The organism is Xanthomonas citri pv. mangiferaeindicae (assembly GCA_002240395.1).
GTDB lineage: Bacteria > Pseudomonadota > Gammaproteobacteria > Xanthomonadales > Xanthomonadaceae > Luteimonas > Luteimonas citri_A.
Genome location: CP016836.1, coordinates 1,442,418 through 1,469,407, shown reverse-complemented (window position 1 = coordinate 1,469,407; position 26,990 = coordinate 1,442,418). Strand labels below are relative to the sequence as shown.

At 69.2% G+C, this 26,990-nt stretch carries 19 protein-coding genes and 1 pseudogene; 16 read left to right on the top strand and 4 right to left on the bottom strand.

The window, feature by feature from the left end; genetic code table 11:
* Window positions 1-11: 11 nt before the first annotated feature.
* Both BEN78_06305 and BEN78_06300 read left to right on the top strand, forming a co-directional pair.
* Window positions 12-1,040, top strand: coding sequence for a zinc-dependent alcohol dehydrogenase (locus BEN78_06305; GenBank protein ID ASR43051.1), 1,029 nt, complete (start codon window positions 12-14; stop codon window positions 1,038-1,040).
* 94 nt (window positions 1,041-1,134) lie between these two features.
* Entirely contained in the window at window positions 1,135-3,282 is a 2,148-nt protein-coding gene (locus BEN78_06300) for a ligand-gated channel (GenBank protein ID ASR43050.1), read from the top strand.
* Between the two features lie 34 nt (window positions 3,283-3,316).
* On the opposite strand, the gene BEN78_06295 is transcribed toward BEN78_06300, so the two are convergent.
* Window positions 3,317-4,219 (bottom strand): phenylalanine 4-monooxygenase, encoded by a 903-nt coding sequence (locus tag BEN78_06295; GenBank protein ID ASR43049.1) that lies wholly within the window; start codon window positions 4,217-4,219, stop codon window positions 3,317-3,319.
* A gap of 117 nt (window positions 4,220-4,336) precedes the next feature.
* Between BEN78_06295 and BEN78_06290 the strand changes: the two genes are divergently transcribed.
* From BEN78_06290 to BEN78_06265, 6 genes are all read left to right on the top strand, one after another.
* Window positions 4,337-4,822 (top strand): AsnC family transcriptional regulator, encoded by a 486-nt coding sequence (locus tag BEN78_06290; GenBank protein ID ASR43048.1) that lies wholly within the window; start codon window positions 4,337-4,339, stop codon window positions 4,820-4,822.
* A 167-nt stretch (window positions 4,823-4,989) separates the two neighbouring features.
* A complete protein-coding gene (locus BEN78_06285) occupies window positions 4,990-6,399 on the top strand; it encodes a type I glutamate--ammonia ligase (protein ASR43047.1) in 1,410 nt (469 codons plus the stop codon).
* A gap of 386 nt (window positions 6,400-6,785) precedes the next feature.
* A complete protein-coding gene (locus BEN78_06280; GenBank protein ID ASR43046.1) occupies window positions 6,786-7,481 on the top strand; it encodes a hypothetical protein in 696 nt (231 codons plus the stop codon).
* Between the two features lie 28 nt (window positions 7,482-7,509).
* Window positions 7,510-7,848, top strand: a complete 339-nt coding sequence (locus tag BEN78_06275) for a transcriptional regulator (protein ID ASR43045.1) — start codon at window positions 7,510-7,512, stop codon at window positions 7,846-7,848.
* A 19-nt stretch (window positions 7,849-7,867) separates the two neighbouring features.
* The gene (locus BEN78_06270; GenBank protein ASR43044.1) at window positions 7,868-9,211 is read left to right on the top strand and encodes an ammonia channel protein; all 1,344 of its coding nucleotides are present in this window, start codon (window positions 7,868-7,870) and stop codon (window positions 9,209-9,211) included.
* A 129-nt stretch (window positions 9,212-9,340) separates the two neighbouring features.
* Window positions 9,341-10,045 carry a two-component response regulator gene (locus BEN78_06265; GenBank protein ID ASR43043.1) on the top strand — a complete coding sequence of 235 codons (705 nt, stop codon included), beginning with the start codon at window positions 9,341-9,343 and terminating at the stop codon, window positions 10,043-10,045.
* Here BEN78_06265 and BEN78_06260 read toward each other — a convergent pair.
* Window positions 10,029-11,381, bottom strand: a complete 1,353-nt coding sequence (locus BEN78_06260; protein ASR43042.1) for a two-component sensor histidine kinase — start codon at window positions 11,379-11,381, stop codon at window positions 10,029-10,031. The two genes, BEN78_06265 and BEN78_06260, sit on opposite strands and share 17 nt — an antisense overlap.
* Window positions 11,382-11,589: 208 nt before the next feature.
* Between BEN78_06260 and BEN78_06255 the strand changes: the two genes are divergently transcribed.
* The 6 genes from BEN78_06255 (at window position 11,590) to BEN78_06230 (ending at window position 20,485) form a co-directional block, all read left to right on the top strand.
* On the top strand, window positions 11,590-16,668 hold the full coding sequence (locus BEN78_06255; GenBank protein ASR43041.1) for a hypothetical protein: 5,079 nt from the start codon (window positions 11,590-11,592) through the stop codon (window positions 16,666-16,668).
* Between the two features lie 68 nt (window positions 16,669-16,736).
* Complete coding sequence (locus BEN78_06250; protein ID ASR43040.1) at window positions 16,737-18,602, top strand: Subtilisin-like serine protease; 1,866 nt, start codon at window positions 16,737-16,739, stop codon at window positions 18,600-18,602.
* A gap of 83 nt (window positions 18,603-18,685) precedes the next feature.
* Window positions 18,686-18,919 carry a hypothetical protein gene (locus tag BEN78_06245; GenBank protein ID ASR43039.1) on the top strand — a complete coding sequence of 78 codons (234 nt, stop codon included), beginning with the start codon at window positions 18,686-18,688 and terminating at the stop codon, window positions 18,917-18,919.
* A gap of 47 nt (window positions 18,920-18,966) precedes the next feature.
* Window positions 18,967-19,224, top strand: a complete 258-nt coding sequence (locus BEN78_06240; GenBank protein ID ASR43038.1) for a hypothetical protein — start codon at window positions 18,967-18,969, stop codon at window positions 19,222-19,224.
* 67 nt (window positions 19,225-19,291) lie between these two features.
* A complete protein-coding gene (locus tag BEN78_06235; protein ASR43037.1) occupies window positions 19,292-20,056 on the top strand; it encodes an N-acetylmuramoyl-L-alanine amidase in 765 nt (254 codons plus the stop codon).
* A 33-nt stretch (window positions 20,057-20,089) separates the two neighbouring features.
* Window positions 20,090-20,485: a hypothetical protein gene (locus tag BEN78_06230; protein ID ASR43036.1), complete on the top strand. Its 396-nt coding sequence runs from the start codon at window positions 20,090-20,092 to the stop codon at window positions 20,483-20,485.
* 68 nt (window positions 20,486-20,553) lie between these two features.
* Here BEN78_06230 and BEN78_06225 read toward each other — a convergent pair whose 3' ends face one another.
* Entirely contained in the window at window positions 20,554-22,731 is a 2,178-nt protein-coding gene (locus tag BEN78_06225; GenBank protein ID ASR43035.1) for a beta-glucosidase, read from the bottom strand.
* A 145-nt stretch (window positions 22,732-22,876) separates the two neighbouring features.
* The gene (locus BEN78_06220) at window positions 22,877-23,056 is read right to left on the bottom strand and encodes a hypothetical protein (protein ID ASR44957.1); all 180 of its coding nucleotides are present in this window, start codon (window positions 23,054-23,056) and stop codon (window positions 22,877-22,879) included.
* Window positions 23,057-23,342: 286 nt separating this feature from the next.
* Between BEN78_06220 and BEN78_06215 the strand changes: the two genes are divergently transcribed.
* A complete protein-coding gene (locus BEN78_06215) occupies window positions 23,343-24,263 on the top strand; it encodes a Ku protein (protein ASR43034.1) in 921 nt (306 codons plus the stop codon).
* A 4-nt stretch (window positions 24,264-24,267) separates the two neighbouring features.
* Window positions 24,268-26,869, top strand: a pseudogene (locus BEN78_06210) (DNA ligase D).
* Window positions 26,870-26,990 lie beyond the last annotated feature (121 nt).

Sequence of the window (26,990 nt, the reverse complement as noted above, 5' to 3'; positions counted from 1 at the left end):
GAGCCTGGACGATGGACAAGACGATGAAGGCCGCGGTGGTCCGCGAGTTCGGCAAACCGCTGGTCATCGAGGAGGTCGAGGTGCCGCGGCCGGCGGCCGGCGACATCCTCGTCAAGATCGAGGCCTGCGGTGTCTGCCATACCGACCTGCATGCGGTCGATGGCGACTGGCCGGTCAAGCCGAACCCGCCGTTCATTCCGGGCCACGAGGGCGTGGGCCACGTGGTTGCGGTCGGCCAGGGCGTGACCCACATCAAGGAAGGCGACCGGGTCGGCATTCCGTGGCTGTACTCGGCCTGCGGCCATTGCGAACACTGCCTGGGCGGCTGGGAAACGCTGTGCGAGGCGCAGCAGAACAGCGGCTACTCGGTCAACGGCGGTTTTGCCGAGTACGCGCTGGCCAATGCCGGCTACGTCGGCCATCTGCCGAAGAACGTCGGCTTCGTCGAGATCGCCCCGGTGCTGTGCGCCGGCGTCACCGTCTACAAGGGCCTGAAGGTTACCGACACCAAGCCCGGCGACTGGGTCGTGATCTCAGGGATCGGTGGACTGGGCCACATGGCGGTGCAGTACGCCCGCGCCATGGGACTGAACGTGGCCGCGGTCGATGTCGACGACAGCAAGCTCGACCTCGCCACGCGGCTGGGGGCCACGGTCACCGTCAACGCCCGCACCACCGATCCGGTCGCCTATCTGAAAAAGGAGATCGGCGGCGCACACGGCGCACTGGTCACCGCGGTCTCGCCCAAGGCCTTCGAGCAGGCGATCGGCATGGTCCGCCGTGGCGGCACGGTCTCGCTCAACGGCCTGCCGCCGGGCGAGTTCCCGCTCGACATCTTCGGCATGGTGCTCAATGGTGTGACCGTGCGCGGCTCGATCGTCGGCACCCGCCTGGACCTGCAGGAGTCGCTGGACTTCGCCGCGCAGGGCAAGGTCGCAGCGACGGTCTCGACCGACCGCCTGGAGAACATCAACGACGTGTTCTCGCGCATGCACGCGGGCAAGATCGAAGGGCGCGTGGTCCTCGACTTCGCGGCCTGAACTGCACAGCGCCGCCGGCCCGGATGCGGCCGGCGGCACGGGCGCGTCGCGGGACGTCTGCTACGGTGCACGCCCCCGTTGCGCCTGCCTGCCGATGCCTCTGTCGTTCGTCGCGTTCCGCTCCGCCCCGTTCTTCGCGTCCCTGCCGCTGGCGATCGCCGCCGGCTGCGCTGCCGTCCCGGCCGGCGCGTTCGAAGCGCCGCGCACCCTCGACCGGGTGCGGGTCGACGCGACCCGGCTGCGCGGTGTGTCGGATTTCGACACACCGGCCTCGGTCGATGCATTGCGGCTCGACGATGCCGGCAGCAACCGCAGCGGCACTGTCGCCTCCGAGCCGCTGGCCGGCGTGCCCGGGCTGCTCGCGCGCGATCGCCAGAACCACGCGCAGGACACCCAGCTGTCGATCCGCGGCTTCGGCGCGCGTTCGACCTTCGGCGTGCGCGGCGTGCGGCTCTACGCCGACGGCATTCCGGCCTCAATGCCCGACGGGCAGGGCCAGCTGTCGCATTTCAGTCTGGTCGGCGGTGATCGGATCGAGATCATGCGCGGGCCGTTCTCGTCGCTGTACGGCAATTCCTCGGGCGGCGTGCTGCAGATCTGGAGTGCCGACGGCGCGCCGGGCGACGACTGGCGATTCAAGGCCAGTCACGGACGCGATGCCACCACGAGCCTGGCCGCGCAGCTGCGCGGCGGCAGCGAGACGGTGGGTTACAACCTCGCGCTGTCGCGCTTCGACACCGACGGCTGGCGCGACCACAGTGCCGCGCGCCGCGACTCGGCGAACGCGAAGCTGCACTTCGACCTTGGCCAGCGGCGGCGCCTGGACCTGGTCGCCAACTGGGTCGACATCGATGCCCAGGATCCGCTGGGGCTGACCGCCGACCAAGTGCGCGCGAATCCGCGCCAGGTCGCCTCGGTGGCGCGGCAGTTCGACACCCGCAAGACGGTGCGCCAGCAGCAGGCCGGTGCGGTCTACGAGCATGGCGTGGGCGAGGCGCACACCTTGCGCGCGATGGCCTACGGCGGCGAGCGCGCGGTGGTGCAGTTCCTGCCGATCCCGGCGGCCGCGCAGGCCAATCCGTTGAACGCGGGTGGCGTCATCGACCTGGACAACGCCTACGGCGGTCTCGACCTGCGCTGGAGCTGGGAAGGCGCACTCGTCGGCCGGCCGCTGGAACTGACCGTCGGCGCGAACGCCGACCGCCAGCGCCAGCATCGCCAGGGCTTCGAGAACGTCGTCGGTGATGCGCTCGGCGTGCGCGGCGCCCGGCGTCGCGACGAGCGCAACACGGTCGAGAACCGCGACCAGTTCGCGCAGGCGTACTGGGCGTTCGCAGCGCGCTGGTCGCTGCTGGCCGGCGTGCGCCACAGCGAGGTCGAGTTCGTCTCACGCGACGCCTACGTCACCGCGACCAATCCCGACGACAGCGGTCGCATTGCCTACCGTCAGACTTCGCCGGTCGCCGGGCTGGTGTTCGCACCGCGCGACGACTTGCGCGCCTACCTGTCGGCTGGCCGTGGCTTCGAGACGCCGACCTTCAACGAGCTGGGCTATCGCAGCGATGGCGGCGCCGGGCTGGCCTTCGACCTCGCGCCGGCGATCAGCGACAACCTCGAGCTCGGTGCCAAGTGGCGCGCGCCCGCCGGCGCCACGTGGAACGCCGCGCTGTTCCGTGCCGACACTGACAACGAGCTCGCGGTCGCGCGCAATGTCGGCGGCCGCAGCAGTTTCCAGAATGTCGGACGCGCGCGTCGCCAGGGCGCCGAACTGTCGCTGCGCCAGCCGCTGGGTGAGGCCTTGGAACTCAGTGTCGCGGCGACCTGGCTCGATGCGACCTTCCGCGACGCCTACCGCGTCTGCACCGGCGCGGGCTGCACCGTGCCGACGACGCCGGTCGCGGCTGGCGCGCGCATTCCCGGTGTGCCGGCGCGCCAGCTGTTTGCGCGGCTGGACTGGACCGGCGGCGCCTGGAGTGCGGCGATCGAAGGCGTTGGCGTCGGCGATGTCGTGGTCGACGATCTCGCCACCGGGCGCGCCGCGGGCTACGCCCTGCTGCATCTGGAAGGCGCGCGCCGCTGGCGTTTCGAGACTGGCGAGCTGCGCACGTACCTGCGTGTCGACAACCTCCTCGACCAGGCCTATATCGGCTCGGTGATCGTCAACGAAGGCAACGGCCGTTTCTACGAACCCGGCCCCGGTCGTGGTGTGCTGATTGGCGCACAGTGGACTTGGCACCGCTGAATGAAAAATCAGCGCATCGTGCGCAGGCGATGTCTCACACGTCGCCGCCGCTGGCCCAGCCTTCGCCGGTGCCGCGGTGGAACACCCGGTCGGTGTCCTGCACCGTGCCGGCATCGATCGCGTCCATAGGTGCCAGCCGCGCATAGATCGGCGCGAAGTCCGGGCGCGTGGCCTCCATCAACTGCTCGAAGCTGTCGATGACGAAGTAGGTCTTCTGGAAGGTGTCGATGCGGTAGCGCGTGCGCATGATCCGCTCCAGATCGAACCCGATGCGGTTGGGCGCGTCGGACTCGAGCGAATGGATCGATTCGCCCTTCGACGACACGATGCCGGCGCCGAAGATGCGCAGGCCCTGCGCCTGTCGGATCAGCCCGAACTCCACCGTGTACCAGTACAGCCGCGTGAGGTGCTGCAGCGCGTCGGGGCCGATCCCATGCGCCTTGACCCCGCCGCGGCCGTAGGCCTGCATGTAGTCGGCGAACACCGGATTCATCAGCAGCGGCACATGGCCGAACAGATCGTGGAACAGGTCCGGCTCCTCGATGTAGTCGATCTGGTCCGGGCGGCGGATCCACCACGTCACCGGGAAGCGGCGGTTGGCGAGGTGGTCGAAGAAATCGAGCTCAGGCAACAGGCCCTCGACGCCCATCAGGGTCCAGCCTGTCGCGGCCTCGAGCACGGTGTTGAGTTCGGAGAACTTCGGAATCGCGTCGGGCGTCATGCCCATCGCGTCCTGCGCCTCCAGGAACTCGTCGCAGGCGCGCCCGACCAGCAGCGCGCGCTGGCGCGCATAGAGCGTGGCCCAGGTCGCGTGGTCGTCGGCGCTGTAGTCGTCCCAGGGCTGCTCGACGATGCCAGTGGCGTAGACCGGGACCTTGCCCTTGTCGGTCTGCAGGTTCTCGACCCGGCGCGGGGCGCTCGAAGGCTGGGCGGACATCGCACGCTCCTGGAAAGAACACGAGCCTTGGACGATAACGCGGCAGGCTCGCAACGGGCTTGCGTTCATTGCGCGAAAAGCCGGTTTGTGCGCAAGATCCGTGCGTGTGAATACGAAATGGAGCAATCCATGGCCGCCGCCACCTTGGACCGCACGGATCTGCTGTTGCTCGCCGAACTGCAGCGCAACGGCAGGCAGAGCAATGCCGATCTCGCCGAGCGCGTGCACCTGTCGGCCTCGGCGTGCCTGCGCCGGGTCCAGCGGCTCGAGCGCGACGGGGTCATCGCCGGCTACCGCGCCGAGGTCGATGCCGAGCGCCTGGGACTCGGACTGCAGGCCTTCGTCCGCGTGCAGCTCAAACACCACGACAGCGCCGCGGTCGCCGGCTTCGCGCAGCTGGTCGACGACTGGGACGAGGTCGTCGCCTGCCACGCGCTGACCGGCGACATGGACTACCTGCTGCAGGTCGCGGTGCGCGATCTGGAGCACTTCTCGCGATTCCTGCTCGACCGGCTGCTCAACCAGCCGGCGGTCGACGACGTCAATTCCAGTTTCGTGCTGCGCACCGTCAAGGCCTGGCGCGGATTGCCGCTGCCGGTCTGAGCCGCACCGGATCCGTGCAAACTTGCGCAGATAGCACCAACATGGTGCGTGGCCTCTGTCGCATCATCCGCTGTCTGGGCGTAAGCCATTGATCTAAAAGAAAGACATCGGTTGGCATGAGGGTTGCTTGATCACCAGCACACCCAACCTCAAGGCGATCGTTCCCGATGTCCATCGACAATGTCGAAAAGCTGATCAAGGACCACAAGATCGAGTTCATCGATCTGCGCTTCACCGATATGCGCGGCGTGCAGCACCACGTCACGTTCCCGCAGTCGATCGTCGAGCCCGGCCTGTTCGAGGACGGCAAGATGTTCGACGGCTCGTCGATCAGCGGCTGGCGCGGCATCCAGAATTCGGACATGGTGCTGATGCCCGACGCCTCCACTGCGTTCGTCGATCCGTTCACCGCCGATCCGACGCTGGTGATCACCTGCGACATCCTCGATCCGACGACGATGCAGTCCTACGAGCGCGACCCGCGCGGCATCGCCAAGAAGGCCGAGGCTTTCCTCAAGTCGAGCGGCATCGCCGACCAGGCCTTCTTCGGGCCCGAGCCCGAGTTCTTCATCTTCGACTCGGTGCGCTACGGCAACGAGATGGGCCACACCTTCTTCCACATCGATTCGGAAGAAGCGCACTGGAACTCGGCCAAGGAGTACGAAGGCGGTAACAGCGGCTACCGTCCCGGCATCAAGGGCGGCTACTTCCCGGTCGCTCCGCTCGACTCGCTGCACGACATCCGTGCCGAGATGTGCAAGACGCTCTCGCAGGTCGGCATCGAGGTCGAGGTCCATCACCACGAGGTCGCCAACGCCGGCCAGTGCGAGATCGGCACCCGCTTCAACTCGCTGGTCGCCAAGTCCGACGAACTGCAGACGCTCAAGTACATCGTCAAGAACGTCGCCTTCCGCAACGGCAAGACCGCGACCTTCATGCCCAAGCCGATCGTCGGCGACAACGGCAGTGGCATGCACGTGCACCAGTCGCTGGCCAAGGGCGGCACCAACCTGTTCACCGGCGACGGCTACGGTGGCCTGAGCCAGACCGCGCTGTGGTACATCGGCGGCGTGTTCAAGCACGCGCGTGCGATCAACGCGTTTGCCAATGCCTCGACCAACTCCTACAAGCGCCTGGTGCCGGGCTTCGAGGCGCCGGTGATGCTGGCCTACTCGGCGTCCAACCGCTCGGCCTCGTGCCGCATTCCGTACGTCGCCAATCCGAAGGCGCGCCGCATCGAGATGCGCTTCCCCGATCCGATGCAGTCGGGTTACCTGACGTTCGCCGCGCTGATGATGGCGGGCCTGGATGGCATCAAGAACCAGATCGACCCGGGCGGCCCCAGCGACAAGGACCTCTATGACCTGCCGCCGGAGGAAGAGAAGAACTTCCCGACCGTGTGCCACTCGCTCGACCAGGCACTCGAGGCGCTCGACAAGGATCGCGAGTTCCTCAAGGCCGGCGGCGTGTTCACCGACGACTTCATCGACGCCTACATCGCGTTGAAGATGAAGGAGGTCACCGCGTTCCGAGGCGCGACCCATCCGCTCGAATATCAGATGTACTACGCGATCTGATGGACATCGCGTACGTCATCGCCATGGCTTCGACGGGGCGGCTGTCCGGCCCGTCGCAGCGCGACGGGCGTTCGCCGGGCACGCGCGGCAGTGCCGCGCAAGCGTGCCCGGCTCACCCGCTCGAGTATCAGATGTACTACGCGATCTGATGCACCCGAAGGGCCTGCCGCACGGCAGGCCCTTCTTCGTTTCACCGCGCAAGCGGCGCCGTACGCAGTCGACGAGGGATCGAAAGCGGCCAACAGACGCCATAGAGCGCCGGTCGCGACGGACGACCGCCAGGGGGCAGGTCGCCACGCCGAAGCACCATCTGCTCGGCATCGCCGATGCAGCCAGCAATGACCGGGGAGGGCTTTCCTTTCAGATGAGGAGCCTGTCATGTCGTCATGCAAGCACGTACGCAAGGCCCTGTTGTGTGCAGGGTTGCTGTTGGGGGCGCCGCGCACGCGGAGGTATCCGGCACGATCACGTTGACCAGCGACTACCTGTTCCGCGGCATCACCCAGACCGACGAGAAGCCTGCCCTGCAGGGCGGCGTGGAGTGGGCGCACGAGAGCGGCTTCTATGCCGGCACCTGGGGCAGCAGCATCAGTTGGCTCGCCGACAGCGACCCGGAGGTGTCGAGCCAACTCGAACTCGACGGCTACCTGGGTGTCCGCGGCGACTTCGGTGATTCGGGCCTCGGCTGGGATGTCGGCGCCGTGCACTACTGGTATCCGGGCCGCTATCCGGCCGGCTTCGACAAGGCCGACACCACCGAGCTCTATGCCGGGCTGAGCTGGGGCATCTTGAGTGCGAAGTATTCCTATGCCGTGACCGACCTGTTCGGCATTCCCGACTCGGACGGCAGCAGCAACCTCGACCTCGGCCTGGGCTGGGAGTTCGCCCCGGGCTGGTCGCTCAACGGCGCCGCCGGCAAGCAGTGGGTCGCCGGCAGCGCGGGCACGGCGACCTACGCGTTCTGGTCGGTGGGCGTGGGCAAGGCCTTCGAGAACGGCTTCGACCTCGCCCTGACGTGGCACGACAACGACCTCGTCGGTCCCGACGACACCCTCACCTTCGCGATCACCAAGTCGTTCTGACACGGCGATCGTGCAACCGGAGACATCCATGAAACTGATCACCGCGATCATCCGCCCCTTCAAGCTCGACGAGGTCCGCGAGGCGCTCGGCGAGGCCGGCGTGACCGGCCTGACGGTCACCGAGGTCAAGGGGTTCGGCCGTCAGAAGGGCCACACCGAGCTCTACCGCGGCGCCGAGTACGTCGTCGACTTCCTGCCCAAGCTCAAGATCGAATGCGCGGTCACTGACGAGGCCTATGAGGCCGCGCTCGAAGCGATCACCGCGGCCGCGGCGACCGGCAAGGTCGGCGACGGCAAGGTTTTCGTCGTCGCGCTCGAGCAGGTCCTGCGTATCCGTACCGGCGAGATCGGCGCCGATGCGCTCTAACCCCATCCGGAGACATGCCATGAACTCGATCCAAACCCGCGGGTGGACCACCCGGATGCAGGCGGCGGGCCTGTCGCTGCTGTGTGCACTTGCACTACTCGGCGTCTCGACCGGCGCGATGGCCCAGGCCCCGGAGGCCCCGTCCCCGGTCTTCGACAGCGGCAACGTCGCCTGGATGCTGACCTCCACGCTGCTGGTGCTGTTGATGGTGGTGCCGGGACTGGCGCTGTTCTACGGCGGCATGGTCCGCGCCAAGAACGTGCTGTCGGTGCTGGTGCAGGTGCTGGTGGTGTTCTCGGTGGTGATCCTGCTGTGGGTCGCCTATGGCTACAGTGCCGCGTTCACCAGCGGCAACGCGTTCTTCGGCTCGTTCACCAACAAGGCCTTCCTGCGCGGGATCACCCCGCAGAGCGATGCCGGTGGCTTGCCCGAGTTCCTGTTCGTGGTGTTCCAGTCGACCTTCGCCGGGATCACCGCCGCGCTGGTGATCGGCGCCTTCGCCGAGCGCATCAAGTTCTGCGCGGTGCTGCTGTTCTCGGTGCTGTGGGTCACGTTCGCCTACCTGCCGATGGTGCACATGGTGTGGAGCGGCGAGGACGGATTCCTCGCGCACAAGGGCGTGATCGACTTCGCCGGCGGTACCGTGGTGCACATCAACGCCGGCATCGCCGGGCTGGTCGGCGCGTACTTCGTCGGCCGCCGACTGGGCTACGGCCGTGAGGCGCTCAAGCCGCACAGCGTGCCGTTCACCTTCATCGGCGCCTCGCTGTTGTGGGTCGGCTGGTTCGGCTTCAATGCCGGTTCGGCGTTGGCCGCCGACGCCAGTGCGGCGTTGGCGATGATCAACACGATGGTGGCCACTGCTGCCGGCGTGGTCGCCTGGAGTCTGGTCGAAGCGATCAGCAAGGGGCGGCCGTCGGCCCTGGGCGCGGCATCGGGTGCAGTGGCCGGTCTGGTCGGTGTGACCCCGGCCGCCGGCACCGTTGGCCCGATCGGCGCGCTGGTGATCGGCTTGGCCGCTGGCGCGATCTGCGTGTGGGGCGTCAATGGCCTCAAGCGCCTGCTGCGCGCCGACGACACCGCCGACGTGTTCGGCGTGCACGCGGTGGGCGGCATCGTTGGCGCGATCCTGACCGGCGTCTTCAGCGATGCCTCGCTCGGCGGTACCGGGATCGAGGGCTCGATCGGCGCCCAGGTCTGGGCGCAGACCTTCAGCGTGCTGTTCACGATTCTCTGGTGCGCCGTTGTCACCACGCTCGCGCTTCTGGTCACGCGCGCGGTCGTCGGGCTGCGCGTGAGCGAGGAGGACGAGCGTCAGGGCCTGGACATCGTCTCGCACGGCGAATCGGCCTACGAGAGCTGATCGGGGAAGGGACCGCGCGGGCGGCAGTGGGGACTGCCGCCCGCGCCTGCAGGCAAGCAGAGGCGATTTGTCCGCGGCTCGGCGGCGGGGCTAGGATGCGGCCCACATGACCGGACCTGACCACTGTCGATGACCGCCGCGCTGCACGTCGCCGTGCTCGAGGACGAGGCCATGTTGCGCGAGCGGATCCTGCTGCCCGGCCTGCAGCGTTTCGGCTTCGCCGCGGTGGGGTTTGCGACCATCGCGGCGTTGCGCGCCCACCTCGATGCGCACCCGGTCGAGCTGGTCGTGCTTGATGTCGGTCTGCCCGACGGGGACGGCTTCAGCCTGGCACGCGCGCTGCGCGAGACACGGCCGCAGCTTGGGGTGGTGATGCTGACCAGTCGCGCCGAGACCGGCGACCGCGTCCGCGGCCTAACCGAAGGCGCCGATGCCTATCTGACCAAGCCGATCGAGATCGACCTGCTCGCCGCCACGCTGCACAGCCTTGCGCGGCGCCTGGACACCGTCGCGGCGCCCACCGAGGGACGCGACACGCCCGGCCGATGGCGCTTGAGTGCGGATGGCTGGTGCCTGCTGTCGCCATCGGGCGGCTCTGCGGCGCTGACCCAGAGCGAGCGGCGGCTGTGCCGGCGGCTGTTCGACACGCCCGGCGAACTGGTGGCGCGCGAAGCGCTGATCGAGGCGTTGACCGACCAGGTGCATGACTTCGATGCCCACCGCATCGATTCGATGATCCATCGCCTGCGCAGCAAGGCCCGCACGCGCTGCGGTGAGACCCTGCCGCTGACGGCCGTACACGGCCGCGGCTACATGCTCACGTCGCAGGGCTGAGCGGCAACGCGATCCGAAACGTGGTGCCGGCGCCCGGCGCGCTGGTCACGGCGATCGTGCCGCCGGCGGTGGTCACCAACTCGTGCACCACCGCCAGGCCCAGGCCGGTGCCGCTGTCGGCCGGCTTGGTGCTGAAGAAGGGCTCGAACACGCGTGCGGCCACCTCGGGCGGCATGCCCCCACCATCGTCGTGCAGAGTGATCGCGACATGGTCCGGTGCGCGTCGTGCCTGGATGTCGAATACGCCCGTGCCATTGATCGCATCGCGCGCATTGGAGGCCAGGTTGAGCAGCATCAACTCGAACTGGCTGCGGTCGAACAGGATCGGCAGCGGCGCGCTGTCGCGATCGAAGCGCAGCACGATGCGCGCGTCGAGCAGTTGCCGCAGCATCGGTTGCAGTGCATCGATCGCTTCGCCGGCATCGAAGACCTCGACCTGCGTCTCGTCGCGGCGGCTGAAGCGCAGCAGCCTGCGGCTGATCGCCATGCCGCGCCGCGCCGAGGCTTCGACCGAGGCCAGGCTGCTTTCCAACTGCGCGGCGCGCTGGGCATCGCTGCCGCCGTCGTCCTCGTGGCGTTCGGCCGAAAACCCCGCGATGACCGAGAAGATGTTGTTGAAATCGTGCGCCATGCCGCTGGCCATGCGCTCGGTGATTTCCTTCTTCTGCGCGTGGATGAGCTGGGCATGCGTGCGCTCGCGTTCGCGGATCTCCTGCTCGAGCGCCGCGCCGCGTGCATTGGACTCGCGCAGGCTCTCGCGCAGCGCCTCGGTCGTGCGGTCGATGAGGATGGCGACGAGCAGGTAGGTGAACAGCACCGACGGCAGGTTGTAGAACGCACGCGCCGGCGTCTGCGCAAACAGCACGTGCGCATCGTGCACCGCGCCCAGCACAACGCTCGATGCGAGCAGTGCGAAGCTCGTCCACAACGCGCGCCGTCCCAGCACCAGCCCGCTGAGCAGCATCACCAGCAGTTGCGCGAGCTGGTCGGGAATCTGCTGCTGCAGGCCGTTGAGCGCCATGTTCACCGCGAACACCGCCAGCAGCACGCCGATCAGCAGCTTGACCGCCAGGCGGAAGCGGCCATAGCGGATCAGCGCCACCCCGCCCAATGCGATCAGGCCGATCGCCAGGCTCATCGACAACGAAACAGCGATCTGCCACGGCAGCCCTTCGGCGCGCAGTGTCGGCCAGCTGGCCACCAGGGCGAAGGCCACCGTCGCTGGCACGGTCACGCCGAGAAACAGCAACAGCGCCTGGATCACGCGCGCATTGCGCTGGTCGACTGGGTCCATGACCGGAGCGCGATCGAGCCAGCGCAGGAACGGGCGGTACATGGCGAGTCCGGCGGGCGGTGAGAATCGCGTGATCTTCCGGCGAGATGTTGCGGGTGACAAGAGGCGCCGACGCCTCGTACGGTCGCAGACGGGGACGCCCTATCCGATCTGGATGACAGGGCCAAGACACGGAAAGCCGGTGGTGGCGGGCGCAAGCCCGCCGCGCGACCGTGCTCGCCTTCATGAAACGCTGCCGGAGACCTCCGAAATGAACCGCATCTACCGCACCCTCTGGAACGCCGAGCTTGGTCGCATGGTCGTGGCCTCGGAGCTGGCGCGCAGCCGGCACGCACGCCGCACGGGCGTCCTCGTCGCCGGTCTGGCGCTAGCGCTGCCGCTGACGGCACTGGCGCAGGCCACCGCCGTGGGGGTGCGGGTGTACGACACACCGGCCGCTGTCGACGCGGACACCGTCGCGCACTACTTCCAGGCCAGCGGCAGCGCCGACAGCGATGTCGGCGCATATGTCGAAGGCGACAACGCGCTGGCGGCGGGCGAAGCGGCCTCGGCGATCGGCGCCGGGACGGTCGCGCTGGGCGCAGGTGCGGTCTCGTATGCGATCAACGCGACGGCGGTTGGTCGCGACAGTCTTGCGGTGGGTGACTCGTCGACTGCGCTCGGTGGCGTCCTCGACATCGACTACAGCGCACTGCCGCGCGGCGTGGTGGTCCACCAGCAGACCGTGGCCTCGGGCCTGGGCGCGACCGCTGCCGGCGCCGGCGCGCAGGCCAACGGCGACTTCAATACCGCGATCGGTGCGCAGTCCGAGAGCAGTGGCAAGTCGGCCGTTGCGATCGGCGGCATCGTCGACGTGCGCGAGGATGAAATCGGCTCGAACTTCATGGGCCAGATCCTGCGCAACACCAAGGCGGCCGGGCGCCTGTCGACGGCGATTGGCGGCGGCGCGCAGGCGACCGAATATGCCGCCACCGCGATCGGTGCGCTGGCTCAAGCCACCGCCAACCGTTCGATCGCGATCGGCTACCGCACCGAGGCCACGGCCTACGACGCGACCGCGATCGGCGATCGCGCGCAGGCCACGTTCGACTTCACCACGGCGATCGGCTCGGGCGCGCGCGCGAGCGCCAAGGGCACCACGGTGATCGGGTCGAGCGCAAACGCCCTCTATGAAGGTGGCACGGCACTGGGCAACGCGGCATCGGCCCGCAACGTCAACGCCGTCGCGCTGGGAACGGCATCCGCAGCCGCTGGCCAGAATTCGATTGCGATCGGCAACCGCTCGATGGTCTGGAACGGCGACTTCTTCGCGCCCTCGCCGATCCTGTACCTCAACAGCATCGCCATCGGTGTCGGCACCAACACCTACGGATCGGACTCGATCGCGCTGGGCACCTCGGCGATCGTCGGTCGGCAGCAGGCCAACGGCCTGTGGACCGGCGTCGACAACAGCGTCGCTCTGGGTGCGAATTCTTGGGCGCACCGAGAGAACACGATCTCGGTGGGCCGGGCGGGCGCCGAACGCCAGATCACCAACGTCGCCGCCGGCACCGAAGCGACCGATGCGGTGAACCTGGCGCAGTTGCAGGCGGCCACCAACGAATCCCTGCGCCACTTCCAGGCCAGTGGCAGCGCCGATAGCGACGCGGGGGCATTCGTCGACGGTGACGATGCACTGGCCGCAGGCGAGGCGGCCTCGGCCGTTGGGCAAGGCGCAACGGCCGTCGGCGGCGGCGCATTGGCCTACGCCGACACCGCAACCGCGATCGGCAAGGACAGCCTCGCGACGGGCGCATCTTCGACGGCGCTCGGCGGCATGTTGCAGCTCGACTACAGTGCGGCGGGCGAGTTCGGCGTGGTGCTCGACCAGCAGACGGCTGCCAACGGGCTGGCCGCGACGGCGCTGGGCGCGGGCGCGCGCGCCGACGATGACTTCAACACCGCGATCGGCGCGCAGACCGAGACCAGCGGCAAGTCCGCGGTCGCGATCGGCGGCATCGTCGATGTGCGCGAAGACCAGCTCGGAGAGGACTTCGCCGGCGTCGAGCTGCAGAACACGCGGGCATCGGGTCGTCTTGCGACGGCGATCGGCGGTGGCGCGCAAGCAACCGACTACGCGGCCACCGCGATCGGCGCACTGGCCGGCGCCAGCGGCATCCGCGCGGTGGCCATCGGCTATGCCAGTCAGGCGACGGCCTACGATGCGACTGCGATCGGCGACCGCGCCGAGGCGTCGGAAGAATGGGCGACCGCGATCGGCGGCGGCGCACGGGCCACCCACCTCCGAGCGACCGCATTGGGCAGCTTCGCCACTGCGATCGCAGCGCAAGCAACAGCCGTCGGCGAGGCCGCGATGGCCAATGGCGTCGGCGCCACGGCGCTGGGCAGCGGTGCCTGGGCTGCCGCCGAGAACAGCATCTCGATCGGCAAATCCTTCGTGTGGAACAGTAATCCCTGGCGTGAGGAGACCGTCGTGTTTGCCGACGGCATCGCGATGGGCACCAATGCCGAGGTGCACGGCAGCCGCTCGATCGCACTCGGCGCCGGGGCGACGGTCGGTGGATGGGCCCTACCGGAAGACGATGGCTTGCCAAGCAACATCGACGATGCGGTGGCCCTGGGCGCCGGCGCCATCGCCGATCGCAGCAACACGGTCTCGATCGGTCGCAGTGGCGCAGAGCGGCAGATCACCAACGTCGCCGCGGGCACGCAGGCCACCGATGCGGTGAACCTGTCCCAGCTCGAGGCGGTGGCCGCGGATGCCTCGCGCTATCTGCAGGCCACGGGTAGCCCCGACAGCGATGCGGGCGCTTACGCCGATGGCGAGAATGCGCTGGCGGCCGGTGAGGCGGCATCTGCGGTGGGCGCCGGTACGGTCGCGCTCGGAGCGGGCGCGGTGTCGTATGCGAACAACGCCACTGCACTCGGCCGCGACAGCCTGGCGGTCGGCGACTCGTCGACCGCCCTTGGCGGCGTTCTCGACATCGACTACAGCGCCCTGCCGCGCGGCGTGGTGATCCACAGCCAGACCGCCGCGTCGGGGCTGGGCGCAACGGCCGCGGGCGCCGGCGCCCAGGCCAACGGCGACTTCAACACCGCCATCGGCGCGCAGTCGGAGACCAGCGGCAAATCGGCCGTTGCGATCGGTGGCATCGTCGACGTGCGCGAGGACGAAATCGGCTCGAACTTTATGGGCCAGATCCTGCGCAACACCAAGGCGCAAGGCCGCTTGTCGACGGCGATCGGTGGCGGCGCGCAGGCGACCGAATACGCCGCGACCGCGATCGGTGCATTGGCCGAAGCCACGGCCATCCGCTCGATCGCGATCGGCTATCGGACACAGGCCACCGCTTACGATGCAATCGCGATCGGCGATCGCGCGCAGGCCACGTTCGACTTCACCACGGCGATCGGCTCGGGCGCGCGCGCGAGCGCCAAGGGCACCACGGTGATCGGGTCGAGCGCAAACGCCCTCTATGAAGGTGGCACGGCACTGGGCAACGCGGCATCGGCCCGCAACCTCAACGCCGTCGCGCTGGGAACGGCATCCGCAGCCGCTGGCCAGAATTCGATCGCGATCGGCAACCGCTCGATGGTCTGGAACGGCGACTTCTTCGCGCCCTCGCCGATCCTGTACCTCAACAGCATCGCCATCGGGGTCGGCACCAACACCTACGGATCGGACTCGATCGCGCTGGGCACCTCGGCGATCGTCGGTCGGCAGCAGGCCAACGGCCTGTGGACCGGCGTCGACAACAGCGTCGCTCTGGGTGCGAATTCTTGGGCGCACCGAGAGAACACGATCTCGGTGGGCCGGGCGGGCGCCGAACGCCAGATCACCAACGTCGCCGCCGGCACCGAAGCGACCGATGCGGTGAACCTCGCGCAGCTCGACGCCGTCGCCGGTGGCCTCGGTGAGCTGTCTGCCAATGCCGTGATCTACGACGATGCCGACAAGGCGCGCATCTCGCTGGCCGGGGCCGACGGCACGGTGATCACGAACGTCGCCGCCGGCGAACTGACCGAAGACAGCACCGATGCGGTGAATGGCAGCCAGCTGTTCGAGACGAACACGCGGGTGACCGCGGTCGAAGGCCGCGTGGATGATCTGGATACGCGCATTGGCGACGTCGCCGGGGTCGCGCAGAACGCGGTGGCCTACGACGACGTCGACAAGGGCCGCATCTCGCTGGCGGGGGCCGACGGCACGGTGTTGTCGAACCTGGCCGCAGGCGCGGTGTCGGCCGACAGCACGCAGGCGATCAACGGTGCCCAACTGCACGGCGGCCTGCAGAGCATGGCCGACATCCTGGGCGGCGGCGCCGCAGTCACCGCGTTCGGCACGCTGGCGGCGCCAAGCTACGCCGTGCAGGGCACGCAATACGCGTCGATCGGCGCGACCTTCGCCGCGCTCGACGTGCAGATCAGCCAACTCAAGACCCGCGTCGGGTCGGTCGAGACAGTGATCGACAGCAACCAGGGCACCAACGACCGCGTCGCGGTCGGTGGCGACGCGCCGGCCACTGTGGGCGCGGACACCAATGCGGTGGCAGTCGGCGGCGGTGCCGCGGCGAACGGCGCCAATGGCGTGGCGTTGGGCGGCGACGCCTATGCGTACGGGCCCAACGACACGGCCGTCGGCGGCAACGCCCAGGTGCATGCCGACGGCAGCACCGCAGTCGGTGCCAACAGCCGTATCTCGGCCGATGCCACGAATGCGGTCGCCATCGGCGAAAGCGCCTCGGTCACCGCGGCTTCGGGCACCGCGCTCGGCCAGGGGGCCAGCGTCACCGCGCAGGGCGCGGTCGCACTCGGCCAGGGCTCGGTCGCCGACCGCGCCCAGACCGTTTCGGTCGGCAGTGCGGGTGCCGAGCGGCAGATCGCCAACGTCGCCGCCGGCACGCAGGCGACCGATGCGGCCAACGTCGCCCAGGTCCGGGCCGGCGTCACCGAGGCCAAGGCCTACGCCGACACCACCGCCACCCAGGCGGTGGCCTCGTCCAAGGCCTACACCGACCAGCGCCTGGCCGCGTGGGGGGATCAGTTCGACGCCTACCGCGGCGATGTCGAGCGTCGTTTCAGTGACGTCGACCGGCGCATGGACCGGCAGGGTGCGATGAGCGCGGCAATGCTCAACATGGCCACCAACGCCGCCGGCACACAGAGTCCGCGCGGACGCGTGGCGGTGGGCGCCGGCTTCCAGAGCGGCGAGCAGGCGCTGTCGATCGGCTACGCCAAGCGGGTCGGCGAGCGCGCGTCCTTCAGTCTCGGCGGCGCGTTCAGCGGCGACGAGAAATCGGCCGGCTTCGGTTTCGGCATCGACCTGTGACACCGCGGCGGCGTCGACCGACGCCGCTGTCTTTCGCGATATTCCTTTCTTCGACGGAGACACGTTCCATGCGTATCCAGACCACCCTTGGCGCGGCGATCGCCGCCATCCTGTTGACCGGCGGCGCGCAGGCCGCAGGCCCTCGCCTCGACCGTAGCGTGACCCGCGATCTGGCCGGCGAAAAGCAGCCCGTTGCGGCGGCGGGCCAGCGGTTCGTCGTCAAGACCAGTCAAGCGTCGGCGCAGGGGCGCGCGGCCCTGGGCAGCGCGCTGACGACCAGCGTCCGCCGCGCCGGCCTGTCGAGCGCGGTCGCTGCGACCGCGACCTCGGCCGCACGCCCGGCCGCCACCGCGCGCGTGCTGCGCAGCATGGCTGCGCCTGGCTGGCACGTGGTGCAGGCCTCGCGCGCGATGACCGAGTCCGAGCGTGCGAGCTTCATCCGCGAACTGTCGGCCGAGCCCGGCGTGCTCCGGGTCGAGGTCGACCGGCTCTACCAGCGCGCCGATGTCGCGCGCGCGCCGACGGTGATGCCGGCCGCCGTGCCCAACGATCCTGAGTACACGCGCTTCCAGTGGAACTTCAAGGACCCGACCGGCGGCGTGCGCGCCGAGCAGGCCTGGGACATCTCCACCGGCGAAGGTGTCGTGGTCGCGGTGGTTGATACCGGCATCGTCGAAAACCATCCCGATCTCGCGGTCAATGTCCTGCCTGGCTACGACATGATCAGCGATCGGCGCATTTCCCGCCGCGACACCGATGCCCGCGTGGCCGGCGGCTGGGACGTGGGCGATTGGGTCGAGGCCAACTACTGCACCGCACTGGGCGCGCAGGGCAATGCGCCGCGCGACAGCTCCTGGCACGGCAGCCACGTCGCCGGCACGATCGCCCAGCAGACCAACAACGGCGCCGGTCTGGCTGGCCTCGCCCACGGTGCCAAGGTCGTGCCGGTGCGCGTGCTCGGCTCGTGCGGTGGCTACGGCAGCGACATCGCCGACGGCATGATGTGGGCCGCCGGCCTGCCGGTCGAGGGCGTGCCCGCCAACCCCAATCCGGCCGAGATCATCAACATGAGCCTGGGCAGTACCGGCCCGCAGGCCTGCCCGGCGCTATACCAGGACGCTATCGACAAGATCAACGCGCAGGGTTCGATCATCGTCGTGGCGGCCGGCAATTCCAACGCCAATGCCGGCACCTACACCATGAGCTCGTGCACGGGCGTCATCTCGGTCGGCGCGACTCGCGTCACCGGTGGCAAGGCCAGTTATTCCAGTTGGGGCCCCCGAGTCGACCTGTCGGCACCGGGCGGTGGCGGCGATGTCGATGGCGATCCCAACGGCTACATCTTCCAGGTCCTCAATGCCGGCACCACGCGCCCGACCAGCGACTGGGTCTTGGGCGGCTACACCGGCACCTCGATGGCCTCGCCGCATGTCGCCGCAGCCGCGGCCATGGTGCAGAGCGTCGTCGAGACGCCATTGAACTGGAGCGACATGCGTGACCTGCTGCGCCGCACCGCGCGGCCGTTTCCTGCGGCGATTCCCACCAACACGCCGATGGGGGCGGGCATTCTGGATGCGGCCCAGCTGCTGCATCGCGCCACGCAGCCGCCGTGCACCAGCGACTGCGCACCACTGGAAGTGCCGCTGACCAACAAGGTCGAGCTGCGTGGCCTGTCTGCGGGCGCCGAGGACGCGCTCTACACGTTCGAGGCGAAGGCCGGCACGGTGTTGACCTTCATGACCTTCGGCGGCACGGGCGATGTGTCGATGCATGTCGCCCGGGGCCGGGTCCCGACCGCCACCGACCGGGATGCGTTCTCCACGCGTGCCAAGAGCAATACCGAGACCGTCCGCTTCACCGCGCCGCAGGCAGGCAAGTACTACATCCGCCTCACCGGCACGTACGCGGGCCTGACCCTGGTCGCGCGCCAGTAGAGGTCCCAGGCGCCCGCCTGCATCGCCCACGGCGATGCGGGCGGGTGCGTTTTCTCATGCCGCCCTGTACCACATTCGACTGGATGGCCGGACTGCCCGGGTGGGAACCGTGCCCACAAGGCGAGCGGCTGGATCTGCCGCTCGACGTGTTCGTGCACCGCAGCGGCATGGCGGAGCAGGACTGGGCGTTCGCCTTCGTGTCCTGGGCCAGCGACAGATTGATCCGCACCGGCGAGTGGTACGAACTCCAGACGCACACGTTGCCCGGCGGCATCGAGCAGGTGCGCATCTTCCGCGAACGTCCGCCGCATGCCTGATGACGACGCCATGCAGGCGACACCTGATCGACAGCGAGACATCCCCGATGCAACCCGAGGTCCCCCAAGCCGACTACGACTGGCTGCTGCACTGGACGGCGTGGTCGCTGCGCGAGGACCGTCGCCAGGAGGCGGTGTTTCCGCTGGCGCAGTTCCTGGAACGCAGCGGCGCCTCGCCACTCACCTGGTCGCTCGATTTCCTATCGTGGAAGTGCGAGCGGCTCGCCCGCGACCGCTGCTGGTACGAGCTGCGCGTCGAACGCCTGCCCGAAGGCACCCTGGTCCGCGTGCTGCTCGATCGCTGAGCGCGTTGACAGCCTCTGCGCCGCCGCCCGGGTTGCGCCCGCGGCGGCGAACGGGTGCAATGCGGCGATGCGCCTCCTTTCTCTCCTCGTCGCCGCGCTGCTGCTGTCGGCCTGCGCCCACCAGGCCCCGCGCAATCCGCTCGCCACCTGGGTGCCGTCGGCCAACGCCGATGCGCGCCGGCCGGTGCTGGTGGTGCTGCACTACACCGAGCAGGACTCGGTCGAACGCAGTCTCGACACGCTGCGCACCGCCAACAGCGGTGGTCGGGTCAGTGCGCACTACCTGATCGGCAAACACGGCGAGCGCTACCAGCTGGTGTCCGACCTCGATCGCGCCTGGCACGCCGGCGCCGGCCGCTGGGGCGCGATCACCGACGTCAATTCGGCCTCGATCGGCATCGAGCTCGACAACAACGGCCGCGAGCCGTTCGCCGAGCCCTTGATCGAGAGCCTGCTGGTGCTGCTCGAGGACCTGCGCACGCGCTGGCGGATCGCGCCGGAGAACGTCATCGGCCATTCCGACCTCGCGCCCACGCGCAAGATCGACCCGGGCGTGCATTTCCCCTGGCGCCGCCTCGCCGAGCACGGCTACGGCCTTTGGCCGCAGGACGGCACGCCGCCAGCGCCGGCAGGCTTCGATACGCTGCAGGCGCTGCACACGCTGGGCTATTCGATCGACGATCCGGACGCGACCGCGCGCGCGTTCCGGATGCGCTATCGCGCCCAGGCGAGCGGCGGGCTGGACGACGAAGACCGCCGCATCCTGTACGCGCTGGTCCAGGGCTGGACGATCCCGGCCATCCACCAGGCCGCGGCGGCGGCACGCGACTAGAATGAGCGGCTTGCCAGCGACGAGGAGACAGACATGGGCGCAGTGATGACCCCGGTATCGGTCGGCGAACTCGCCGACAAGATCACCATCCTCGAAATCAAGGCCGAGCGGCTCGACGATGCCGACAAGCTCGCGCACGTGCGCACCGAACTCGACGCGCTGCTGACGCCCTGGCGCGGCGTCGAAGCGGGCGATCCCGGCTTCGCATCGCTGAAGGCCGAGCTCAAGGCGGTCAACGCGACGATGTGGGACATCCAGGACGGCCTGCGCGACCGCGAGCGCAGCCAGACCTTCGACGACGAATTCATCCGCCTCGCGCGCGCCGTCGCCACGACCAACCACGCCCGCGTCGAGCTCAAGAACGCCATCAACCGCCTGGCCGGCGCCGGCTTCATCGAAGAGAAGCAGTACGCCGCAGACGCGGACTGAGAGGCGGGAGCAGTCGCCGCGCGCGGCGACTGCGGCCATGATCCGGGCGCGGGCGCCCGCTGCGCGTGTCAGGCCCCGCGCAGGGTGAACTGCACCGCCTCGCCGGCCTCGCAATGCGGGGCGATCCACACGTCGAACAGCCCCGGCTCGGCTGCGAACGCGCCGCTGCGGGTAGTGAAGGCGAGCTGGTCGCGATGCAGTTCGAACGCGACCGTGGTCTCCTCCCCCGGAGCGAGTGCGACCTTGCGGAAGGCCTTGAGCTCACGGATCGGGCGCACGCGGCTGGCGACGCGGTCGTGGATGTACAGCTGCACGACTTCTTCGCCGGCGCGCTCGCCGGCGTTGCGCAGCGTCGCCGAGACGGTCAGCGTGCCGTCCCAGTCGAGCGTGTCGGTCGACAGCTGCACCGGGCCGTATTCGAAGCGGGTGTACGACAGCCCGTGGCCGAACGGGTACAGCGGGCTGTGCGGCATCTCGCGCCAACGGCTCTTGAACTCACTCATCTCCGGCAGCTCGGGCCGGCCGGTGCGCTGGCGGTTGTAGTACAGCGGCTGCTGGCCCGAGTCGCGCGGGAAGCTCACCGGCAGACGCGCAGACGGGTTGTAGTCGCCGAACAGCACGTCGGCGATCGCAGGTCCCGTCGCCGTGCCGAGGAACCATGTCGCCAGGATCGCCTGTGCATCGCGCACCGCGCCGTGCAGCGCGAGCGCGCGGCCGTGGCGCAGCAGCACCACGACCGGCGTGCCGGTCGCGGCGACGGCCTCGGCCAGCGCCTGCTGCGCGGCCGGGATCACGATCTGCGTGCGCGACTGCGCCTCGCCGCTGTAGTTCTGCGGTTCGCCGATCGCCAGCAGTACGACATCGGCCTCGCGCGCGGCAGCAACCGCGGCGTCGAGCCCGCCGTCGACCGCGTTCTCCATGCCGCTGCCGTCGACCACCGTCAGCGCGTCGCCGTCGTCGAGCGCGGCGCGCAGGCCGTCCTCGAGGTTCACGTGCAGGCGCTTGTCGCCGAACAGGGTCCAGCATCCCTCGATGTTGTCGCGGTCGCGCGCGTAGGGCCCGATCAGCGCGATCTTCTGCCCGGCCTTCTTCAGCGGCAGCAGGTTGCCGTCGTTCTTGAGCAGTACGATCGAACGCTGTGCAGCTTCGCGCGCCAGCGCGCCGTGCAGTGCCTGGGGATCGAGCGCGGCTTCGGCCTCGGGGTCGAGCGAGCGGTAGGGATTGTCGAACAGGCCGATCGCCTGCTTGACCGCGAACACCCGGCGCACGCCCTCGTCGAGTGTCGCCATCGACACCTCGCCACGAGCGACCAGGTCTGGCAGGTGCGCGGCGTAGAGCCCGCTCTGCATGCTCATGTCGACCCCGGCGGTGAACGCCAGCTTGGTCGCCTCGCGGTCGTCAGCGGCGAAGCCGTGCGCGACCAGCTCGAAATCGGCGGTGTAGTCGGAGACCACAAAGCCGCCGAACTTCCATTCGCCGCGCAGCAGGTCGGTCAGCAGGCCGTCGTGGGCCGAGGCCGGCACGCCGTTGATGTCGTTGAAGGCACTCATGACCGTCAGCGCGCCGGCATCGATCGCGGCCTTGAACGGCGGCAGATGGACGTCGCGCAACGTGCCTTCGGAGATCTCGACGCTGTTGTAGTCCAGCCCGCCCATCACCGCGCCGTAGCCGACGAAGTGCTTGGGGCTCGCCAGCAGGGCGTCGTCGGCGGTCAGATCCTCGCCCTGGAAGCCGCGCACGCGCGCCGCCGCGAAGGCGTTCGCCAGCACCACGTCCTCGCCGGCGGCCTCGGCCACGCGGCCCCAGCGCTGGTCGCGGGCGATGTCGAGCGTCGGGGCGAAGGTCCAGTGCAGGCCGCAGGCGGTGGCCTCGATCGCGGCCGCGCGTGCGGTGCGCCGGGCCAGTTCAGGCTCGAAGCTCGCCGCTTCGCCCAGCGGAATCGGGAACACCGTGCGCATGCCGTGGATCACGTCGGCGCCCATCAGCAGCGGGATGCCGAGCCGGCTCTCTTCCACCGCAATGCGCTGCGCCTCGCGCCCCTGGGCGGCGCCCACGCCATTGAAGACCGCGCCGACGTGCCCGGCCCGAATGCGCTCGCGCAGTTCACCGGCGTTGAGCTCGTTCATCTCCGGATTCACGTCGGCGGCGAACGGCCGCAGCATGTCGGCGAAGATGCCGAGCTGGCCCACCTTCTCCTCCACGGTCATACGGGCGAGCAGCGCTTCCAGCCGGTCGTCAAGACGCATCGTCGATCCTGTGTAAACGATTACAGCCGGCGATTATAGGGGCCTGGCCGCCTCGTGCGGGTAGGGTCGACCCCAATGGCCGGCACGCAGCCGACGTGCTGGCCGCCGGGCCTGCGCACGGCGGTCCCCAGGCGCCTTTGCACCCTTACTCCGGATCGCGTGCCGGCACGAACGGCGAGACCGGATCGCTGGCCGGAAAGGTCTCCTCCAGCGCCTCGTCGTGGGTGTTCTCTTCGTGCCGTTCGCGGTGTCCACGATGTTCGCGCGCGTCTTCCGGCGAGGCCGGGGTCGGCGCACGGTCGCGTTCGTCGGGCGTCTTGTCGATGTCGTGGTCTGGGTTCATGCGCGTCACTGTGCGCCGGAAGGCGCAACTGTGCGTGAAAGCGCCGCGTGCAGGGTGCCCCAGGTGCGCAGGGTCGGTCGCCCCTTGGGGCGGTCCGGCGGTTCGAGGCGGCGCGGCTCCATCCGCCGTCGTGTCTTGCTCGACCACAAGCTACGCGGCAGCGAGGTTGACGCGGGGTCCACGAGTGCTTTGCCAGCCTGCGAGAACCGCGTCCCGCCATGCCGTGCAGGTCGCGCACATTCGCGCTGCGCTGCGCATCGGAGATCCCATGGCACGTCCCATCTGGTCCGGCTCGCTGTCGTTCGGCCTGCTCAACATCCCGGTCTCGCTGATGTCGGGCGAGCGCCGAACCGATCTGAGCTTCCGCATGCTCGATTCGCGCGACAAGAAGCCGATCCGCTTCGAGCGCGTCAACGCCGACACCGGCGAAGAGGTCCCGTGGAAGGAGATCGTCAAGGCCTTCGAGTACGACAAGGGTAGCTATGTCGTCATCGAAAAGGAGGACATCGCCTCGGCTGCGCCCGAGTCGCACGAGTCGGTGGATGTCGAGGCCTTCGTCGATGCCGGCAGCATCGGCACACGCTACTACGAGAAGCCCTATGTGCTGGTGCCGGGCAAGAAGGCCGAGAAGGGCTATGTGCTGCTGCGCGAGACGTTGAAGAAGACCGGCAAGATCGGCATCGCCCGGGTCGTGATCCGCACGCGTGAGTACCTGTGCGCGGTGCTGCCCGAGGACGATGCGTTGGTGTTGATGCTGCTGCGCTATCCGCAGGAGCTGGTCGATCCCAACGACTACAAGCTGCCCACCGGCGATGCGTCCAAGTACCGCATCGCCGACAAGGAAGTGCAGATGGCCACGCAACTGATCGAGTCGATGTCGGCCGATTGGGACCCCGAGGGCTATCACGACGAGTTCCGCGAGCGGCTGGCCCAGATCATCCAGAAGCGCATCAAGGCCAAGGGCGCGACCACGCGCGTGACCGAGGAGCCCGCGCCTCGCGAGGATGCGGCGACCAATGTGGTCGACTTCGTCTCGCTGCTCGAGCAGAGCCTGCAGAGCAACAAGCGCACGCCGGCCAAGAAGACCGCGAGCAAGCAGACCCCGGCTCGGAAGAAGGCGCCGGCCAAGAAGCGCGCCGCCAAGGCCAGCAAGAAGACCGCGAAGAAGGCCGTGCGCAAGGCTTCATGACGCCATGACCCTCGCCGAGTACAGCCGCAAGCGCAGGTTCGACACGACCCGCGAGCCGGAGCCGGGCAAGGCCGCACCGCGCGGCAAGCGGGCGATCTTCGTCGTGCAGCTGCATCATGCCAGCCGCCGCCACTACGACTTCCGCCTGCAGGTGGGCGATGCGCTGCGCAGTTGGGCGGTGCCCAAGGGGCCGAGCTACGACCCCGACGTCAAGCGCATGGCGGTGCAGGTCGAAGACCATCCGCTGGATTACGCCGGCTTTGAGGGCGAGATCCCCAAGGGCCAGTACGGCGGGGGCCACGTGGCCAGGTTCGACACCGGCGCCTGGGTCGCGGACGGTGACCCGGAACAGGCGCTGGCCAAGGGCCATCTGCGCTTCGAACTGTTCGGCCGCAAGCTCAAGGGCCGCTGGCACCTGGTGCGCACCGCGCGACCGGGCAGACAGCCCCAGTGGCTGTTGTTCAAGGACCGCGACGCGTACGCCGGCAAGCTGGATGCCGACGACCTCCTCGGCGACATCGCGCCGCCACCCCCGAGGACGCCAAACGCGCCGGCACCGGCAAGGCGCGCAAGCGTGGCGAGCGTGAGGTCGCCGTCGCCACGCGCCGCAAGCACGACTGGGCGGCGGCCGCACGCAAGCTCGACGGCGCCCGCCGTGCCGCCGCGCCCGACGGCCCATTCGCGCCGCAGCTGGCCAGGCTCGGCGAGAGCGCCCCCACCGGCGAGGCCTGGCTGCACGAACTCAAATGGGACGGCTACCGGCTGCTGGTGACGATCGCACGCGGCAAGGTGCGGCTGTGGTCGCGCAACGCGCTCGAATGGACCGCCAAGGTGCCCGAGATCACCGAAGCGCTGACCCAGCTCGGGCTGCGTTCGGCCGCGTTCGATGGCGAGCTGATCGCCGGGCGCGGCGCGCGCGCGGATTTCAACCTGCTGCAACAGACGTTGTCGGGCGAGCGCCAGGGTGCGTTGGCGCTGGTCCTGTTCGACCTGCTGCATGTCGATGGGGTCGACGTCAGCGAGGCGCCGTTGTTCGCACGCAAGGCGCTGCTGCAGCGCATCCTCGGCGATCCGCCGCCCGCGCACCTGGCCTGGAGCTCGCACATCGAGGGCGAGGCGGCGACCGCGATCGAGCTGGCCTCGCAGGCCGGCTTCGAGGGGATCATCTCCAAGCGCGGCGACCGTGGCTATCGCCCCGGGCGCGGCGACGACTGGCGCAAGACCAAGGAACTGGCCAGCGACGAGTACGCAGTGGTCGGCTACACCCCGCCCAAGGGAAGCCGCAGCGGGTTCGGTTCGCTGCTGCTCGCGCGTCCCGATCCCGAACATGGCTGGCGCTATGCCGGGCGCGTGGGTTCGGGCTTCAGCGATGTGTTGCTCGACGAGATCGCCCAGCGCATCGGCAAGGCCGGGCGCGATGCCCCGACGGTCCACGTGCCGCCCAACGACACCGACCTGCGCGCCGCGCGCTGGTTCGCGCCGCGCTTCGTGGTCGAGGTGTTCTCGCGCGGCACCGGCGGCCATGGCCTGCTGCGCCAGCCCTCGCTCAAGGCGGTGCGGCCGGACAAGTCGATCGAGGACCTGTACGACAGCGACCGCGGCGCCCCGAAGGAGACGACGAGATGGCAACGCAGACCCGCAGCAAGACGCCTGCTCGCAAGCGCGCCGCCACGGGTGCGGGCGCAGCCGCGAAGCAGGCGACAACCGGCAAGGCGCCCGCCGATGGGCGCGCGCCGCCGACGCTGTCGAGCCCGGACAAGGTGCTGTTTCCCGGCGACACCCTGACCAAGGGCGATGTCGCTGCCTACTACGAAAACGTCATGGACTGGTTGCTGCCCGAGATCGCCGGGCGGCCGCTGTCGGTGATCCGCTGCCCGGGCGGCATCGACAGCGCCTGCTTCTTCCAGAAGCACCACACTGCCGGCATGCAACTGGTGGAGACAGTGCGGCTGAAGGAGGAATCGGGCGGCGCCGGCGACTACCTCGTCGTCAACGACGCGGCTGCCGCCTTGGAACTGGTGCAGTTCAACGCGCTGGAGTTCCATCCCTGGGGCGCGCATGCCAAGGCGCCCGACATCGCCGATCGGATCGTCTTCGACCTCGACCCCGGCGAGGGCATCGCCTGGCGCGACATCGTTGCGGCCGCGCGCCAGATCCGCGGATTACTGCAGCAGGTGGGCCTCGAATCGTTCGTGCGCACCTCCGGGGGCAAGGGCCTGCACGTGGTGGTGCCGCTCAATCCAGGCTGCGCGTGGTCGGTGGTCAAGCCCTTCGCGCAGGCGTTCGCGCAGAGCCTGGCGCAGCTCGAGCCCTTGACCTACGTGGCGACGGCGACCAAGAAGTTCCGCAAGGAGCGAATCTTCGTCGACTACCTGCGCAATGGCCGCGGCGCGACCGCGGTGGCCTCGTTCTCGTTGCGCGCGCGGGCCGGTGCCCCGGTCGCGATGCCGCTGCGCTGGGAAGAGCTGGGCCGGGTCAAGGCCGGCAACCAGTGGACGCTGCGCAATACACCGGCCCGCCTCAAGCGGCTCGGCACGCATCCGTGGGACGGCCTCGAGACCTTGCGACAGACCCTGCCAAGCGCGGCGCGCGGCAAGCGGCGCTGATCGCACAACGCGCTGCGGTCGGCATGCTGCCGGCGCCGTACGCGGCGCATCGGATTGCGATGCTCTGCACACATCGGGGGACCTCGGCCCGCCGCCGCGCGGGCGGCGACGGGCGATCGGG